Genomic DNA, 15,041 nt, shown 5'->3' on the forward strand with positions numbered 1-15,041 from the left:
TATGACCTCCTTAGAAAAAGAGGCGACGCGCACGCCACCTCTTCATTGTGAATCTTTTGCTTGTGCGTACGTCACCGTATCCGTTCGGACGACTTCCCCGTCGACTTCGATCGTCGCGGTTCCGACTTCGTCCGGTGCAATGACGAGTGTATACGAGTAAGTCGTCGTCTCCGTTATCTTATCACGCAACACTTCGACTTCGCCACGGGCGTCTACCGTCCGAATGACGACATCGAGTGCCACAGGTTCTTCGCCTTCAGCAGGCGGATCGATTTCGACGTTGACTTCCCGTTCAATCGAGACGTCGGTCGGTTCGACCCCTTGCGACACGATGACGGTCAATTCCGTCCCCGGGTCGACGGCTGTTCCGGCCGTCGGTAACTGACGAATGATTTGGTTGGCGGGCACGCTCGTTGAATACTCGTCTCGTTTGACGATTTTCAAGCTATTCTGTTCGGCGTACGTCGTCGCCTCCTCAAACGTATACCCGGCTAAATTGGCGAGTTCGACTTTATTGCTACCGGTCGAGACGACGAGCGTCACCGTCTCTTCAGACGGGACGACCTCGTTGTCCGGAGCAATCGATTGGGAGATGACATCGCCGCTATCGACCGTCTCCGACGCCTCGGATTGAATTTCGATATCCGCAAAGTCGAGGTCTTTGAGCGTCCGCTCGGCCGCCGACTGAGACAATCCTTCGACGTCCGGCATCGCAACCGTCTCTTTCCCGGCCGACACGACAATCGTCACGGTCGTTCCGCGTTTCGGTTTCCGACCGGCTTGCGGTGTCTGCGAAATGACGTCGCCAGCGGCGATGTTATCGCTCGCCCGCTCTGTCGCTTCGACGACAAAACCGGCTGTTTCGAGTTCGGTCGTCGCTTCGTCGTTCGTCATCCCGACGACGTCTGGCACGACGGCACGGGACATCTCATCGGCGATGACATATGCCCCGATTCCGCCGCCAATCAACAAGAAGAGGAGTAGGAGCCATAGCCACCACTTCTTCTTCCGTTTCGGCTTCGGGTTCGCTGTCTCAGGTTCGCTCGGTGCGACCGGTTGTTCCGGTGTCTCTTTGACGTTCGGTTCGTCCGGGACGACCGGTGACATGACGAGCGTCTGATCGAATGCGTCCTGTTCCGTACTGAGGCGTTTCGGTTCGTTCGCACGTTCCGGGTCGAGCGCCGTCATGCAATCCTTCTTAAAGGCGGCGACCGATGTGTGACGGGCGCCCGGTGATTTCGCCAGCGCCTGCATGATGCAGTTCTCAAGCGCTTGCGGGATGTTCGGGTTCAAATCCATCGGTCGAATCGGGTCGTCTTGCAAATGTTGAAGTGCGACGGCGACTGGCGTCTCCCCGATGAACGGAACGCGTCCGGTCACGAGTTCATACAGGACGGCACCGAGTGAATAAATATCTGACTTCTCATCGGCGAACTTTCCGCGCGCCTGTTCTGGAGAAAAGTAATGGACCGAGCCGAGCACTGACATCGTATGGGTCAGCGTCGCGTTCGACATGGCCACCGCAATCCCAAAGTCAGTCACTTTGACGTTGCCGCTCTGATCAATCATCATGTTTTGCGGTTTGATGTCCCGATGAATGATTCGATTCGCATGGGCATGGTCGATGGCATCACAAATCTGTCCCATGATGCGAAGCGCCTCGTCGACAGATATGTACTCTTCTTGCAAATATTGTTTGAGCGTCATCCCATCGACGTGTTCCATGACGATGTAATAGATGTCACGCTCGTCTCCGACGTCGTAGATGGCGACGATATTCGGATGGTTCAGACTAGTCGCCGCGTGGGCTTCCCGTTCGAACCGGCGTATAAATTGTTCGTTATGCGAGAATTCAGATCGCAACACCTTGATGGCGACGGTTCGGTTTAAAATTTCATCGTGAGCCCGGTAGACATTTGCCATGCCGCCGCTGCCGATTTGCTGTTCGATCCGATAACGATCGTTGATTCGTTCTCCACTTCGCATCGGATTCATCCTCTCTTTCTATCTGTGAACTGGACGAGGGCAACGGTGATGTTGTCACTCCCACCCAAACGGTTGGCTTGATCGATTAATTGATCCGCCTTGACGTCCGCCGAGACGGGACGTTTCAAGACTTGCTTGATCTCCTCATCAGTCAAATGAGTTGTCAAGCCGTCCGTACAGATTAAAATCGTGTCAAACTCGGGTTCGGCAAACACTTGCAGATCAGGTTCGACATGCTCATTCGAGCCGATTGAACGGGTGATAATGTTACGTTTCGGATGGACGCGCATCTCTTCCTCGGTCAATTCGCCGAGTTGTTTCAACACGTTCACGTAGGAATGATCTTCCGTCAATTGTTGCAGCTTATCATCTCGCAAGGCATACACACGACTATCCCCGACGTGGACGATAACAATCGTCTCGTCGTGCCAACAGACACCGGCGATCGTCGTCCCCATCATGAGGAGGTTGGCTTGTTTCGAGAAATCGAGCACTTGATTATTGGCCAGTTCCACGTTTTGGCGGAACCAATTCTCCATCTCCATCGGCGAGGCCGGAAGCGTCGAGAAGGCACGGCGAAACTGCTCGATGACGAGCTGACTCGCGACCTCCCCGGCTTCATGTCCTCCCATCCCGTCGGCCACGAGAGCAATCCCGGCATGTTCGTCCCCTAAAATCAAGACGGCATCCTCGTTCTGTGCTCTCACTTGGCCTCGGTCGGTTCGGTATGCTAACTCCATCTTCGTGATTACCTCGTTTCTTGTTCGCGCTCCTTCGCTCGAAGCTGCCCACAAGCCGCATCGATATCCGAACCTTGTTCGCGACGAATCGTCACGTTCACTTTTCGATCTTTGAGCACTTTTTCAAAGGCAAAAATTTGTTTACGTGGTGTGCGGACGTAATCGCGCTCGAGCACGTGGTTGACTGGAATCAAGTTGACGTGGCATTTGACGCCTTTCAACAAGTCAGCGAGTTGATGCGCGTGTTCTTCCGTGTCGTTAACCCCGCCGAATAAACCGTATTCGAACGTGATGCGGCGACCGCTCTTCTCTGTATAGTAGTTGACGGCTTCCATCAACTTGTCCAAGTTGTAAGCACGGTTGATTGGCATAAGGCGTGTCCGAATCTCCGTCGTCGGCGCGTGAAGCGAGATTGCGAAGTTGATGCGCATGCCTTCATCGGCAAACTTGTAAATCTTCGGTACGATCCCACTCGTCGACACGGTGATGTGACGTGAACCGATGTTCAAGCCGTCATCGTGGTTGACCGTGCGCAAGAAGCGCATCAATTCGTCGTAGTTATCGAACGGTTCGCCGATTCCCATGACGACGACCGAGTCGACCCGCTCTTCGCTCGCGTCGAGCGCGCGCTGGACGTCGAGGACTTGGGCCGTGATTTCACCGGCCTCTAAGTTACGTTTCAAACCACCGAGCGTCGAAGCACAGAACGTGCAACCGATACGGCAGCCGACTTGTGTCGTGACACAGACCGAGTTCCCGTACTCATGGCGCATGAGCACCGTCTCGATCGAATAACCGTCTTGAAGCTCGAACAAGAACTTGATCGTCCCGTCCTTTGATTCTTGACGGACGAGTTCTTTCAACGTCGTCAATTGGAACGCCGCGTCTAATTTTTCGCGGAGCGGTTTCGAGACGTTCGTCATATCGTCGAACGATGTCACGCGCTTGACGTACATCCAGTCATATAACTGTTTCGCGCGGAATGATTTTTCTCCTGCCTCGATGAGCCACTGTTCGAGCTCTGAGTACGTGAGGGAATAGAGAGACGGCTTGGCACCGACCAATGGATTTTTTTCAACTGCTTTTGGGTTCATGTTTATACCTCTTTCTTGAATGCGGCGATATAGAAACCGTCCGTCCCGAACGACGTCGGGAGTAATTTGAGTTCAGCGCGGTCCGATGACACCATCGGGCGCAATACTTGTGGAAGACGGTCTTGGAGTGTCTCATCCCACGTCAATCCGGTCGACAAAATGTAATCGGCCTGCTGTTCATTCTCAGTAGGGTCGATGGTACATGTCGAGTACACTAGCGTACCACCTCGTTTGAGCAGTGGCAAGACGGCGTCAATGATTTCGCGTTGGACTTTCGGCAGTCCGGCGAGGGCGGACTTGTCTTTCGTCCATTTGATATCGGGCTTGCGGCGGATAACACCGAGTCCTGAACATGGGACGTCGAGTAAAATCCGGTCGAAGCTCTCCGGTTCAAATTTGTCCCCGGCCTGACGGGCATCGAGGGCAAGTGCGGTCACTCCATCGATATGCAGACGCTTCGCTTGACGTTCAATCAATTTCGCTTTATGCGGGTGCAAGTCGAGGGCGACGAGCGTTCCACCATCCATGCGTTCCGCCGTATGCATCGCTTTTCCACCTGGTGCGGCACATGCGTCGAGGACGCGTTCCGTTTTCCCGGCTTGAAGCGCATCGGCGACGATCATCGAGCTCTCGTCTTGAATCGACAACAAGCCCATATCGATGAACGCTGTCGCATGCACGTTCCCGGATTCGATGATGAGACCGTCCGCTGACAGTTCCGAACGTGTCGCGACGACATCGACTTCGGCGAGCCGCTCAATCATCTCTTCGACCGTGACCCGCTGGCGGTTGACCCGCACCGTGACCGGAGCCGGCTCATTGTTCAATTTACACATCGCCTCTGTCGTTTCGACGCCATACGTCTCTACCCATTCGGCGACGAGCCAATCGGGATGGCTATGTTCGATGGCGATCCGTTCAGCGTCCGGAAGCGTGCTCAAATCCGGGAACCCGTCCCGAATGACGTTGCGCAACACGCCGTTGACGAACTTGCCGGTACCCGAATGGCCCCGTTTTTTCGCAATCTCGACCGCTTCGTGCAAGACGGCACGATCCGGGATCTTGTCGAGATAAAACAGTTGATAGACGCTCATCCGTAAGAGTGGCAAGACGAAACGGTCCAGTTTTTTCGGGTTTTGGACCCGTTTCTCTAAAATATAATCGAGCGTCCGTTTGCGGCCGAGTGTCCCATAGACGAGTTCCGTGTATAGGCCGACGTCTTTCGTCGCCAATTTCTTCTGTTTCAATAAATCGTTGACCGCAATCGTCGAATAGGCGCCGCCTTGTTCGATTTTGATTAGCGTATCCAGTGCTGCAACTCGTACGTTCATATTATCCTCCTAGTCGATCGCCGACTTGTAACTTCTGGCCGGCCCCACGCATAAATGTGGCCCCGTCCATTCGTTTTTTACCAGATGGTTGCAAGTCGACCACTTTAATGGCGACCGCGTCGCCTGTCGCGACGACAAATCCATCCGCTTCAAGCCGGACAATCGTTCCTGGTTCACCCGTCCCTGTCGTTTTCAATCCGAAGAACAGTTTGACCCGTTCACCGGCAATCGTCGTATACGCTGTCGGGAACGGATTCATCCCTCTGATGTGGTTATAGATGTCTGCGCCGGAACGGGTCCAGTCAATCTGTTCCCGCTCCCGGCTGATGTTCGGTGCGAACGTGACGTCACGCTCGTCTTGCGGTACGGCTTCAATCCAACCGGCGAGGAAGGCAGGAAGCGTCTTGAGCAACAAGTCCGACCCTGCGACCGCGAGCTTGTCGAATAACGTGCCGACCGTGTCCGACTCTTCAATCGGGACGACCGTGTTGGCAATCATATCGCCTGCATCGAGCTTGTCGACCATATACATGATTGTGACGCCTGTCTCCTTGTCCCCGTCGAGAATGGCTTGATGAATCGGCGCACCGCCCCGATGTTTCGGCAATAGCGAGGCGTGGACGTTGATGGCGCCATGTTTCGGTGCTTCTAACAGCTCGGTCGGGACGATTTGTCCGTACGCCGCCGTCACGATCAAGTCCGGCTCGAGTGCCAAGATGTCCTCGTAATCGGTCCGCACCTTTTCAGGCTGTAACACGGGGATATTGTGGCGCAAGGCACACTCTTTCACCGGCGTCGGTTTCAGTTCGCGTTTGCGTCCGACCGGCTTGTCCGGTTGCGAGACGACACCTACGACATTGTATCCTTCTTCGAGCAAGCGCTCAAGTACGGAGACGGCAAACGTCGGTGTGCCCATGAAGACGATGCGTTGATCCGTCCCTTTGTCCGGCACGGCGAGCTTGTCCGTGAACAGTACCCCGTCCAAATGGTCGATTTCATGTTGAATCGCGCGGGCGAAGAAACCGCTCGCCTTCACTTCTTGATAGCGGCCTTTCAAATCCTGCGTCTTGACGACGATTGTCTCGTGGCGTTCGACGAAACCGAACTCACCCGGGATGCTCAAACAGCCTTCAAGGCCGACCTCGGTCCCCGATGTCTCGATGATCTCCGGATTGATCAATACGAGCGGTCCCGTCTCATCATCCGTATGGACGACGGCGAGCCGTTGATTCAAATTGACCTGGGGAGCGGCCACGCCGACCCCATCATATTCATACATCGTGTCGAACAGTCGATCGACCGTCTGACGCAATTTTTTATCAAACTTTGTCACCGGATCACACGTGACCCGTAAAATCTCATTTGGAATCTCTACTACTTTATACATCTGGTTCCACCTCACATGAATACGTATGGGTTTACGTCGATACTCAATTGATATTCTTTTTTGCTGATCGCCTTCGCCCGTGCCTGTTGCAGCGTGGCGAGGACCGGATATAACGCTTCCGGATGTTTCGTCTTGATGAACAACTGATAGCGGAACAAGTTCTTCAGTTTCGACAACGGTGCCGGCATCGGACCGTTCAACCGCGACTGGGCCACGTGCGCCTCGACGAAATCGGCGGCGAACAGCTCTGCCTCGGCTTGGGCGACGAGCGGACTTTCCGCCGCGAACGTGACGAGCGTGACGTACCAATAAGGGGGATGATTTCCGACTTGGCGCAGTTGCATCTCCCGGGCGTAAAACGATTCATAATCGTGTTCGCTCGCCGTCTCGATGACGTAATGGTCCGGATTGTACGTCTGGACGTACGCCTCACCCGGCAGACTGCCGCGCCCGGCTCGACCGGCGACTTGGGTCACGAGTTGGAACGTACGCTCGGTCGCACGGAAATCGGGCATGCCGAGCGTCGCATCCGCCGCGAGCACGCCGACGAGCGTGACGTTCGGGAAATCGAGCCCTTTGGCAATCATCTGGGTACCGAGCAAAATGTCGGCCTCCCCATCCTCAAAGCGTTTCAATAGTTGTTCGTGCGACCCTTTGCGTGACGTCGTGTCTTGGTCCATCCGAATGATCCGCGCCTCAGGGATGCGATTCAACAGCTCGGTCTCAATCTTTTGCGTCCCGGTGCCGAACTGTTTGATTTTCTTGCTGTCACACGTCGGGCACTTCGAAGGCATACCGATCTCATAGCCGCAGTAGTGGCATTTGAGCCGGTCGCCGTGTTGGTGATACGTCAAGTTGACGGCGCAGTGCGGACAGGTAAGCCCTTCCCCACAGTCACGACACATGACGAACGTCGTGAAACCACGACGGTTGAGCAAAATGACGCACTGTTCTTTTTTCGCGATGCGGTCGTTGATAGCGACAAATAAATCTTCTGAAAACATCGTCGTGTTGCCTTTGGCGAGCTCACGCCGCATGTCAATAATATGGACCGGCGGCATGTCGCCGCCATACCGTTCGCTGAGTTGTAAATAGCGATAGACCCCTTTTTGGGCGCGGGCGTAAGACTCGAGTGACGGGGTCGCACTACCAAGGACGACCGGGCACTCGTGGTACTCGGCTCGCCAAATCGCGACGTCACGCGCGTGATAGCGCGGATTTTCTTCTTGCTTGTACGTCGTCTCATGCTCTTCGTCCAAGATGATGAGACCGATGTTTTCGAGCGGTGCGAAAATCGCCGAGCGTGCCCCGACGACGACATCAACTTCACGTCGTTTGATTTTGCGCCACTCATCATATTTCTCTCCTTGTGACAAGGCGCTATGGAGCACGGCGACCCGGTCTCCGAAGCGACGTTTGAATCGTTTGACCATCATCGGCGTGAGCGAGATTTCCGGGACGAGCAAAATCGCCTGCTTGCCGTCATCGACGACTTGACCGATCGCTTCTAAATAGACCTCGGTCTTCCCACTGCCGGTGACACCGTGCAAGAGTAACGTCTCCCCGGCTTCCGCATCGCGGATGGCATGGACGGCCGTGGCTTGACTTTCATTCAGTTCGACCGTCTCGATGACCTGTTCAATCGTGGCGTACGGGTCGCGGTTCAGTTCGACCTCGGTCACTTTGACGGCACGGAGCGACTCCATCTTTTGCAGTTGTGCGCGCGATAACCCGATTTGACGTAACGAGGACCAGTACATCCGCGGGACTTCCTTTAGCAACTGAATCGCTTCTTGTTGTTTCTTCGCCCGGGCCGGGATGAGCGTTGCATCGATGAGCTCGATGACGAGGTCCGTCTTCACCGTCCGTTTCTCTTTTAACACCGGCGCGAGCAAGATGTCCCCTTTTTGGGCGAGCGCCAAGATGATGGACTGCGTCTCTTTCGGATACTCCGAAAGATGGGTACCGGCTCGAACGCCGTCCGGGAGCGTCTCGCCTTTAATCTCTTTGTCGTAACTCACTTTCAGCGCTGCCGGCAACATGGCGAGGAGTGCCGACGACCGGAAACAGAGCGTCGTCTCTTTCACATGGGTCGATAAGTCGAGCAACTCGTCCGTCAGTGATGATTCTTCATCTAATAGGGCTTCGAGCGGTTTCAACCCTTCGCGCGTCCCTTCTGAGACACCGGTGACGATTCCAAGCAGGCGTCGTGAGCCGAACGGGACCGAGACACGCATGCCCGGTTCGATTAACGTCTCGAACTGGGGCGGCACTTCATAATCGAACGGACGGTCTATTGTGATGACGGGCGCATCGACATGGACGTGGGCGATCATCGCAAATCTTCCTTAAAATATGTGAGCAATTCGACAGCGAGTTCACGTTTGCTCTGTCGCGGTAAGCGGACGTGAGCCCCGTCCGCCCGAAACAACGTGACTTCGTTGTCATCGGCGCGGAAGCCGATATCTGGCTGGGACACATCGTTGGCGACAAGATAATCAACCCGTTTACGGGCGATTTTATCGCGGGCGTGTTGCTCGAGATTCTCCGTCTCTGCCGCAAAACCGACGAGGAGCTGATGCGTCTTCTTCTCCCCGAGCGTCTTCAAGATATCGGTCGTCTCTTCGAGTTCGATCGTCAACGGGCCGTGCACTTTTTTATGTTTCTCGCTATGGACCGTCTTCGGGCGATAGTCGGCGACGGCGGCCGATTTGATGACGAGGTCTTGGTCATCGAAACGCGCGAGCACCGTCTCGAGCATATCCGTGCCTGATTCGACGGCGATGGCGGTCACGCCGTCCGGTACGGGTACTTGCAGCGGTCCGTGGACGAGCGTGACGTGTGCGCCCATATCGCGGGCAGCCGCGGCGAGCGCGACGCCCATCTTGCCTGATGAGTCATTCGATAAAAAGCGGACCGGGTCGATGCGTTCGACCGTCGGACCGGCCGTGATTAGCACGCGTTTCCCGAGCAGATGTTTCGGGATGAACTGGCTCTCGACGATACGGACGAGGTCTTCCGGTTCCGGAAGGCGTCCGCCACCGATCCACCCGCACGCGAGATTGCCGACGCCCGGTTCGATGATTTGATAGCCGAACGTTTTGAGCGTCTCGATATTGCGGCGTGTGGCCGGATGTTCGAGCATATTGACGTTCATCGCCGGTGAGACGATGACGGGGCATTTGGCCGCTAAAATCGAGGTCGTGATGAAGTCATCGGCAATACCGGCTGCGAGTTTCGCAATCATGTTCGCCGTGGCGGGTGCAACGACAATCAAATCACTCGTATCGACGACGTCGATGTGGGCGATTTTGGTCGGATCGTGTTCCTCGAACACGTCGGTGTATACCGGATTTCGGCTGAGCGCCTGAAACGTCGCTTTGCCGACGAATTCTTCGGCTGACGCGGTCATCGCCACTCGAACGTTCGCACCGGCCTGGACGAGTTTCGACGTGAGCGCGCACGCCTTATACGCCGCGATACCGCCGCTCACACAAAGCAAGATATTCCGATCGTTCAACATTCACAATTCTCCCCCTTATAGACAATGAGACCCAAGTCGCATCCGACTTGGGTCACAATTCATCCGTTGTTTTTTTCGTTCGCGATGATTGTCGTGTCACCCGAATACAATTCTTCTAGCGCTTGACCGACCGGCTTATACGATTTTGGCGCGGCGATTTTTGTTGCTTTTCCGTCCTGAATTTGGCGGGCCCGCTTCGCGGCCACCGTGACGATTGTGTATTTCGACGGGATGATACGTTGTAAGGCATCAATCGAAGGGTATAACATTAAATGACCTCCATCATGGCTTTTTTATAGAGAGACGCGACACGTTCACGTTTACAATGTTCGGCCGTCACGATCGCTTTGATACGATCGATCGCTTTATCCACTTCATCATTCGTAACGACGTAATCGTATGCATCCATCAATTCAATTTCTTCCCGGGCGACGAGCAAGCGTTGCTTGATCACGTCTTCCGATTCCGTGCCTCGACCGACTAAGCGGTTACGTAGTTCTTGCAGGCTTGGCGGAGCCAAGAATAAAAAGACCGCTTCCGGGAAACGCTCTTTCACTTGGAAAGCGCCCTGGACTTCAATCTCGAGGATGACGTCCTTCCCGCTTTCGAGTGTCTCACGAACCCATTCAACCGGTGTCCCATAATAGTTGCCGACAAATTCAGCGTGCTCGAGCAATTGTTTATGCTCGATCATGTGTTCAAATTGTTCTCTCGTCTTAAAGAAGTAGTGTACGCCTTCCACTTCTCCTTCGCGCGGTTTGCGGGTCGTCGCCGAGACCGAATATTGAAGGTTGTTGTCCTTCTCTTCACGGAGTACTCGACAAACGGTACCTTTCCCGACGCCGCTCGGGCCAGACAAGACGATTAATAATCCTCGTTCTTTAAAATTCACTGCAAGACCTCCATCTTCTAACATCACATTTAATTATAATAGCAGTCAATCAATTGTTCCGGCAAGAAGAAGTTCGGATTTCCTACTTCATCGTACCATATTTTCCGTGAATCTGATAACGTAGAGACAGAAAAAGAACAAAGGTGATGAGACTAGTGGCATATGATGGATTAATGACATATCGTGTTGTAACAGAATTACAAGCGCTCGTCGGTGGGCGCATCAATCGCGTGCACCAACCGTATTCGCTCGATTTGATGATTCAAGTCCGCTCGAACCGCCAAAGCGTCCAATTGCTCGTTTCGGCGAATGCGATGTACGCGCGGCTCCAACTGACTGATAACCCGACCAAGAACCCGCAAGAACCGCCAATGTTTTGTATGATGCTCCGAAAACACATCGAAGGTGGCTTCATCACGGCAATCGAACAAGTCGGACGTGACCGTGTCATCGTCCTGTCAATCCGTTCACGAAACGAGCTCGGCGACGAAGAGAATAAGAAAGTGTATATCGAACTGATGGGACGCCACTCGAACGTCGTCTTGACGAACGAGGATGGCAAGATTTTAGACGCCATCAAACATCTCCCGCCGTCACAGAACACGTACCGGACGATCATGCCGGGCAGCGAGTACTTATTGCCACCGGCCCAAGACAAGTGTGATCCGTTGACGGAGCGTGAAGCCGGCTTGAAACGAATCGACTGGAATGCCGGCTCGCTCGACAAGCAGCTCGTGGCCAGTTTCGCTGGGCTCAGCCCGCAAATCGCCCAAGAAATCGTCCACCGAGCCAAACTCCCGAACCGGGCCAGCATCGAGGAGTCGTTCGTCAGCGTGATGAGCGACCTCGAAGGCCCTTACGTCTTCCAACAGCTCGCGTCGGGCAAAGAGCGCTTTAGTCCGATCGTGCTTACGTCCGGTGAGATTGCCTCTGAAGAGCGCTATGAGACGAGCAAAGACGTGCTCGACCGTTTCTTCTATGAGAAAGCGAACCGCGACCGCGTCAAACAACAAGCCCACGACGTCGAGCGTCTGCTCAAGTCCGAGCTTGAGAAAAACCTGTTGAAGCGCAAGCGACTGCTTGACGATTTGAAGGCGACGGAACGGTCCGACGAGCTTCAAAAATACGGGGAGCTGTTGACGACGTACTTGTTCCAGCTCGAGAAAGGCATGACCGTCGCCCACGTCGTCGATTATTATGACGAGGAAGGCGGCATGATCGACATCCCGCTCAACAAGCTGAAAACACCGAACGAGAACGCACAAGCGTACTACAAGAAATACAACAAGTTGAAAGTCGCCAAAGTCGAAGTGCAGAAACAAATCGAATTGAACGACGCCGAGATTGAGTATTTAGAGACGCTCGTCGCCCAGCTCGACGTCGCCTCACCGGCCGATATCGTCGAGATTCGAGAAGAGTTGGCCGAAGGCGGCTACATGAAACAACGGAATCAAAAGAAGAAACAGACGAAGAAAATTTCGCTCGAAGCGTATACGTCGTCGACGGGGACAGAGTTCTTCGTCGGGAAGAACAATACGCAAAACGATCATTTGACGTTCAAGTTCGCCCGTCGCGACGAGATTTGGCTCCATGTGAAAGACATACCCGGATCCCACGTCATCATCCGTTCGAGCGAACCCGATGAGACGACGTTGCTCGAGGCGGCGACGGTCGCCGCTTATTTCTCGAAGGCCCGTGCCTCGAGCGGTGTGCCGGTCGATTACACGAAAGCACGTTACGTGAAAAAGCCGAGCGGTGCCAAGCCTGGATTCGTCATCTATACGGATCAACAGACGGTGTACGTCACGCCGGATGAGCGGCTCGTCAAATCACTCCAGCAATGAGTTCTGGCCACGTCACATGACGTGGCTTTTTCTTGTTAGCCCATGGTCACTCGTCCTCTCGGCGCCTACGCTTTCCGCAGGCAACCCCGGAGCCGCATCGCGACTCAATGTCGTTGCTGGGTCTCCGTTGGGTTGCTTTCCTGCAGGAGTCGGGACGCCGGCGGACGAACGAAAGGATTGGTACACGTCTGATCGATAGGCGAGCAGACACATGCCAAGGCCGGCACCCGAACTCCTTGGGGATAGCGATGCAAGGATGACCCCGTAAAGTGCGGCACGCACTGCGGAGATATCCGCATCGCCCCAGAAACGGAGGGTGTCGCCAAAGGCATGTGTAAATATGACATCTCCACTTACATTGACAACAAATAAAGGCCCCGTCGCTAAAACGAGGCCTTCGTTTATTTCGGATTATGTTTGAACGCTTCGAGCTGTTCATGATAGTCGAGCAAATGCCCGTGTAAGATTTCAGAAACGGATAAATCCTCATGCGGCAACGTGAACAGCGCATGCGGCTTGTCACACGTATAAAGGATATCGTGGTGATGCGCGAGCAGGTATAAAAACTCGGATTCGAACGCCCGGCGCTCTTCCTCGTCCATAATCAACAGCGCCTCCCGGTGTTCAGCGAGACTCTCGAGCAACAAGACGAGCTTATCCTCGAGATGAATCAACAACCGGTATTGCTTCATCGTCAAATGCTTCAATTTCACGTTCGTCACTTTCATATCCTCTTGTAGCATCATGTGCAGCTCCTGATGGCCGAGGATGCGGGCCCGCGTCTCGAGCAACTCGGACGGCGAGCCGATGAGCTCGCGCCAGTGCTGGAACATGTACGCCGACGTCTTCCGAATCTCACTGAGCAACCGCTCCTCGTAACGAGGCGGCATGAACGCATAGTTGACACCGAGCGAGACGAAGACCCCGACGGCCGTCAATAATGAACGGGTCCACGCATAGTGGAAGAAGTCGGTCGTCGGATTCTCGAGCATGAGCACGATTGCGAACGCGGCATACGTCGACATGTGTGTCTTATCGAACGTCGTGTTGAGCGTGAGCGCGACGATGACGGCGAGTCCGATTGAAATCGGGTTGACCCCGAACGCATAGACGATCAATAGACCGCACATGAGCCCGACCATCGTTCCGAAGATGCGGCTGAAGACGATTTTCGATGACCGCTTCACGGTCGGTTGCATCGCGACGACGGCCGCGATGGCCCCCATGCCTGAATAGATGCCGAACACGTACCAGGACAAAGCGATGGTGATGGCGACGGCGATGCCGGTCTTCAAAGTTCGAAGTCCGACTTTTGGGATGTAACGTTTGTTCATCATTTAAGCTCGACCTTTCCTGTCTCGGAAATGAGTTCGATGTTTGGTCGGTTCGAGTTCGACAGATGGTATACGCCGCCCCCGATTTCATTGAACCGTTCCGACGCCGTCACGTTGCCTGTGGTCGTGACGTTCACTTGTCCGGTCGCATTACGCGGCGCGTACGCGAGCGTCCCCGCCTCCGTCTGAATCGTCATGCTTTGATTGACGACGATGTCGCTCACGGTCGCGTTCCGATACGAACGGATATCTCCCGTGACGACACGGACGGTTTCGAGTGTCGTATCACTCCGTGTTTCGACACGAAGCCGATCACTTTCGAGTTTTTTTACATTAACGGCGTTCGCCTCCAAGACGATTGTCTTGGCAATCAATCCTTGGCCGGTCACTTGCTCGGCCTCGACTTCGATCGATGTCATCGAGCTCGGCAAGGCGACTCGGATTTTATAACGAGACGGTTCATCGCTCGCTCGACTGCCAAATTGACTGAATTGTCCGTATCGTTCGACGACCGAAATCGTATCGCCAACCGATTTGACTTTGATGCGACGCTCTTTCGAGTTCGTCTGTAACACATCAATGTGGACCTTCTCATTCGTACTTCGAACGAACTCGACATTTCCGTGCGCCGTCTCGAGCCGAAGTTTCTTCATTTGATAGCGGTCCTCGTACGTGTCCCCAAGTGCCAACACGTGACTGAATATGAATAAATTCAAGAAGAAAATGAGGGGCAAAACGGTGAGGACGAGTCCGAACGCAAGTTTACGATGTTTCGGGATCTCTTGAAAACGGACTTTCAAGGATTTTCCCTTCATTCTAGAATACGCCATACACATCTCCTTTGTTGACTGCTTTCCCTATTCTAACATGTTCAGTATGCCATGTACCGAATAGAAAAAGAATCCGCCCG

General features: G+C 54.3%; 12 protein-coding genes and 1 pseudogene. 1 reads left to right on the forward strand and 12 read right to left on the reverse strand.

From position 1 onward, the window contains the following. Nucleotides 1-42: 42 nt before the first annotated feature. The 10 genes and pseudogenes from pknB to gmk form a co-directional block, all read right to left on the reverse strand. Nucleotides 43-1,986 carry a Stk1 family PASTA domain-containing Ser/Thr kinase gene (gene pknB / locus KNP81_RS07185; RefSeq protein WP_214719458.1) on the reverse strand — a complete coding sequence of 648 codons (1,944 nt, stop codon included), beginning with the start codon at nt 1,984-1,986 and terminating at the stop codon, nt 43-45. A gap of 5 nt (nt 1,987-1,991) precedes the next feature. Beyond that, entirely contained in the window at nt 1,992-2,726 is a 735-nt protein-coding gene (locus KNP81_RS07190) for a Stp1/IreP family PP2C-type Ser/Thr phosphatase (RefSeq protein ID WP_214719459.1), read from the reverse strand. A gap of 8 nt (nt 2,727-2,734) precedes the next feature. Then, nucleotides 2,735-3,820 carry a dual-specificity RNA methyltransferase RlmN gene (gene rlmN / locus KNP81_RS07195; protein WP_021067076.1) on the reverse strand — a complete coding sequence of 362 codons (1,086 nt, stop codon included), beginning with the start codon at nt 3,818-3,820 and terminating at the stop codon, nt 2,735-2,737. Nucleotides 3,821-3,822: 2 nt separating this feature from the next. Next, entirely contained in the window at nt 3,823-5,151 is a 1,329-nt protein-coding gene (rsmB, locus tag KNP81_RS07200) for a 16S rRNA (cytosine(967)-C(5))-methyltransferase RsmB (protein WP_214719460.1), read from the reverse strand. A 1-nt stretch (nt 5,152) separates the two neighbouring features. Then, nucleotides 5,153-6,067 (reverse strand): methionyl-tRNA formyltransferase, encoded by a 915-nt coding sequence (fmt, locus tag KNP81_RS07205; RefSeq protein ID WP_353047970.1) that lies wholly within the window; start codon nt 6,065-6,067, stop codon nt 5,153-5,155. Between the two features lie 45 nt (nt 6,068-6,112). Continuing rightward, nucleotides 6,113-6,538 (reverse strand): annotated as a pseudogene (def, locus tag KNP81_RS15455) (peptide deformylase); the annotation flags it as partial. Nucleotides 6,539-6,549: 11 nt separating this feature from the next. Next, nucleotides 6,550-8,874, reverse strand: a complete 2,325-nt coding sequence (gene priA, locus KNP81_RS07210; protein ID WP_214719462.1) for a primosomal protein N' — start codon at nt 8,872-8,874, stop codon at nt 6,550-6,552. After that, a complete protein-coding gene (gene coaBC, locus KNP81_RS07215) occupies nt 8,871-10,061 on the reverse strand; it encodes a bifunctional phosphopantothenoylcysteine decarboxylase/phosphopantothenate--cysteine ligase CoaBC (protein ID WP_214719463.1) in 1,191 nt (396 codons plus the stop codon). Before coaBC ends, priA begins: the two co-directional genes overlap by 4 nt. Nucleotides 10,062-10,120: 59 nt before the next feature. After that, on the reverse strand, nt 10,121-10,330 hold the full coding sequence (rpoZ, locus tag KNP81_RS07220; RefSeq protein WP_214719464.1) for a DNA-directed RNA polymerase subunit omega: 210 nt from the start codon (nt 10,328-10,330) through the stop codon (nt 10,121-10,123). Continuing rightward, on the reverse strand, nt 10,330-10,977 hold the full coding sequence (gene gmk / locus KNP81_RS07225; protein ID WP_029595720.1) for a guanylate kinase: 648 nt from the start codon (nt 10,975-10,977) through the stop codon (nt 10,330-10,332). Before gmk ends, rpoZ begins: the two co-directional genes overlap by 1 nt. 131 nt (nt 10,978-11,108) lie before the next feature. On the opposite strand from gmk, the gene KNP81_RS07230 reads away from it, so the two are divergent. Then, on the forward strand, nt 11,109-12,797 hold the full coding sequence (locus KNP81_RS07230) for an Rqc2 family fibronectin-binding protein (RefSeq protein ID WP_214719465.1): 1,689 nt from the start codon (nt 11,109-11,111) through the stop codon (nt 12,795-12,797). 401 nt (nt 12,798-13,198) lie between these two features. On the opposite strand, the gene KNP81_RS07235 is transcribed toward KNP81_RS07230, so the two are convergent. After that, the gene (locus tag KNP81_RS07235; RefSeq protein ID WP_214719466.1) at nt 13,199-14,134 is read right to left on the reverse strand and encodes an FUSC family protein; all 936 of its coding nucleotides are present in this window, start codon (nt 14,132-14,134) and stop codon (nt 13,199-13,201) included. Beyond that, nucleotides 14,131-14,946 carry a hypothetical protein gene (locus KNP81_RS07240; protein WP_251130302.1) on the reverse strand — a complete coding sequence of 272 codons (816 nt, stop codon included), beginning with the start codon at nt 14,944-14,946 and terminating at the stop codon, nt 14,131-14,133. Before KNP81_RS07240 ends, KNP81_RS07235 begins: the two co-directional genes overlap by 4 nt. Nucleotides 14,947-15,041: the final 95 nt, after the last annotated feature.

Source organism: Exiguobacterium sp. s149 (assembly GCF_018618395.1).
Taxonomy (GTDB): domain Bacteria; phylum Bacillota; class Bacilli; order Exiguobacteriales; family Exiguobacteriaceae; genus Exiguobacterium; species Exiguobacterium chiriqhucha.